The following is a 2,757-nucleotide window of genomic DNA, read 5'->3' as shown; positions in this document are numbered from 1 at the left end:
ATATTGCTAATTTGTTGTCCGGCAGGACAATACCTAAATAACCCCCACCGCCGAACGAAGTGGCGGTGGGGGAAGAAATGCAACACGCACTGCGTCCAGCAGGACGCTAATCGGAGCAAATAGGTGAGGCTCAAATGGTTTTACATGCTAAAGTTGAGTTATAACTGAAAGACTCCCTGCGCGGATCTCACAAGATTATGTAATGAGAGGCTGAAAGCCGACACGCAGAACGCAGTTCTGCACATAACCCTGTCCTAACTGAGCGCAAGCGAAGGCAGGGCAGGGTAAACGCGATACACTATACTGCGGTTGAAGACCGCAACCTTGAGATTACTCCATTGTCGAGTGGTTACTCGATTACCGCCTGGCAAAGTGGATATTGTGTGGGTAATAGGGTGGGGAATGTGGGCGATAGGGAAGGGGAGGTTGTTGGGGGCAATTTTTTTTGTGTAATTTAGCGGCATGAATGCGGCGGAGGTGATTTCTTGCCGCATGTGTAACTTTTTAAAACCTTAATGATTATGGAAGCAAAATTTTACAAATGCCAAGTTTGTGGCAATGTGATTGTGAAGCTGGTTGACGGCGGTGTGGATCCATCGTGCTGCGGCCAACCCATGAAGTTGCTCAATGCCATGGAAGTGGACGGAGCTCGTGAGAAACATTTGCCGGTGGTGTGCCGCAACGAGGACGGCTTGCTGGTGATCAAGGTAGGTGAAACTCCTCATCCCATGACGCCTGAACACCACATCTGCTTCGTCGCCGTGGAAACGAAAAAGGCCATCAAGGTGATTTACCTGGATCCCGAGAAACCTGCCGAGGCTTGCTACTGCGACTGCCACGAGGAGGTGACCGCATTCTTTGAGTACTGCAATCTGCATGGCCTGTGGAAGACCACCGACATCCCCTGCAAGGAGAAATGCTGCAAGAAATGACCTTGTGTTGGGTATTTAGACTAAAGGTGGGTTCGTGACTATTCACCAATAACTTATCTTGAGGACTCCCCGCGCAGATCTCACTGATCACACTGGTTTATTATAATAACTGAAAGAAATTAAAATAATTAGAATAATTTCTTATTCAGTTAAATCAGAGCAATCTGTTGTTAGTTATTTTCGTGAGATTCGTGAGATTTGCGTGGGGATATTACCCAAAATATTATTGCTGTATTTTATTGGAAAATTTGCGGGAAATTACACGTTGAAGCGGAATACCACGATGTCGCCGTCCTGGAAGACGTACTCCTTGCCCTCGACGTGCATCTTGCCGGCTTCCTTGACAGCAGCCTCGCTGCCGTAGTGGATGTAATCGTCATACTTGATGATCTCGGCACGGATAAAGCCGCGCTCAAAGTCGGTGTGTATCACGCCGGCACACTGTGGAGCCTTGCTGCCGCGGCGGTAGGTCCATGCACGGCACTCGTCGGGGCCGGCGGTGAGGAATGTCTCGAGGTTGAGCAGCTTGTAGGCCGCCTTGATGAGACGGTTCACGCCGCTCTCTTCCAGACCTATCTCGGCAAGGAACATCTGGCGTTCCTCGAGAGTTTCCAGTTCGGCGATTTCGCTCTCGGTTTGAGCCGCAACGACAAGGATCTCGGCATTTTCATCCTTCACGGCCTCGCGCACGGCCTCCACATAGGCGTTGCCATCCACTGCGCTGGCGTCGTCCACGTTGCACACATAGAGCACGGGCTTGTTGGTGAGCAGGAACAGGTCGTGGGCAATCTTCTCCTCGTCTTTGTTGATGAGTTCCACGCTGCGTGCGTTCTTGCCTTGCTCGAGGGCTTCCTTGTAGCGCTTGAGCACCTCATACTCTGCCTTGGCGTTGCGGTCGCCGCCGGTTTGAGCCTGCTTCTGCACCTTTGTGATGCGAGTGGTCACGCTCTCGAGGTCACGCAACTGGAGCTCGAGGTCGATGACTTCCTTGTCGCGCACGGGGTCAACGCTGCCATCCACGTGGGTCACGTTGCCGTCGTCGAAGCAACGCAGCACGTGCAGGATGGCATCGGTCTCGCGAATGTTGCCCAGGAACTTGTTGCCCAGCCCCTCGCCTTTAGAAGCGCCCTTGACGAGTCCGGCGATATCCACGATCTCGACGGTGGTGGGAACCACGCGTTTGGGCTTGCATATCTCGGCTAGCGCGTTGAGACGCTCGTCGGGGACGGTAATCACGCCCACATTGGGCTCAATGGTGCAGAAGGGGAAGTTGGCCGACTGCGCCTTTGCGTTTGACAGACAGTTGAAAAGGGTGCTCTTGCCCACATTGGGCAGACCCACGATGCCGCATTGAAGTGCCATAGTGATATCTTGTTTTTGCTTAATTACTAAATCATTTATAGTGCAAAGGTAGTGTTTTTTTACGAAAGACGAAAAAACTCTGCTATGCACACCGCGGGGCAAGTGTGCTAATGGTCAGATTTTAAACCGATTAGGATTGTGTATTTTTTTATTCGGGTTACTGCTGTAATTATACACCAATAGAGTTTTTTGCAGACTCCCCGCGCCGCAGGTCCACCGACCTGCGACCCCGTTAACAAATGTAATGACCTCGTTGAGGTCTCAGTAACTATTCAGCAATGGAACTCCCCGCGCGGATCTCACTGATAACACAGATTTAATAATAACTCAACTTTAGCATTTGATAATAAATATTGCTAATTTATTGTCCGGCAGGACAATACCTGAATAACCCCCACCGCCGAACGAAGTGGCGGTGGGGGTATAGTATCAACAAGCAGATGCGTCCAGTAGGACGCTAATC

At 51.0% G+C, this 2,757-nt stretch carries 2 protein-coding genes; one reads left to right on the top strand and one right to left on the bottom strand.

The features are described from left to right. Positions 1-521: 521 nt before the first annotated feature. A complete protein-coding gene (locus ACKI3C_RS06850; RefSeq protein ID WP_407403382.1) occupies positions 522-932 on the top strand; it encodes a desulfoferrodoxin family protein in 411 nt (136 codons plus the stop codon). 258 nt (positions 933-1,190) lie between these two features. Here ACKI3C_RS06850 and ychF read toward each other — a convergent pair whose 3' ends face one another. Then, on the bottom strand, positions 1,191-2,294 hold the full coding sequence (gene ychF / locus ACKI3C_RS06845; protein ID WP_407403380.1) for a redox-regulated ATPase YchF: 1,104 nt from the start codon (positions 2,292-2,294) through the stop codon (positions 1,191-1,193). Positions 2,295-2,757: the final 463 nt, after the last annotated feature.

The sequence above is a fragment of the Sodaliphilus sp. genome, assembly GCF_045598405.1.
In the GTDB taxonomy this organism is placed as follows: domain Bacteria; phylum Bacteroidota; class Bacteroidia; order Bacteroidales; family Muribaculaceae; genus Sodaliphilus; species Sodaliphilus limicaballi.
The sequence above is the reverse complement of the archived record's forward strand: the minus strand, read 5'-3'. Positions and strand labels throughout refer to the sequence as shown.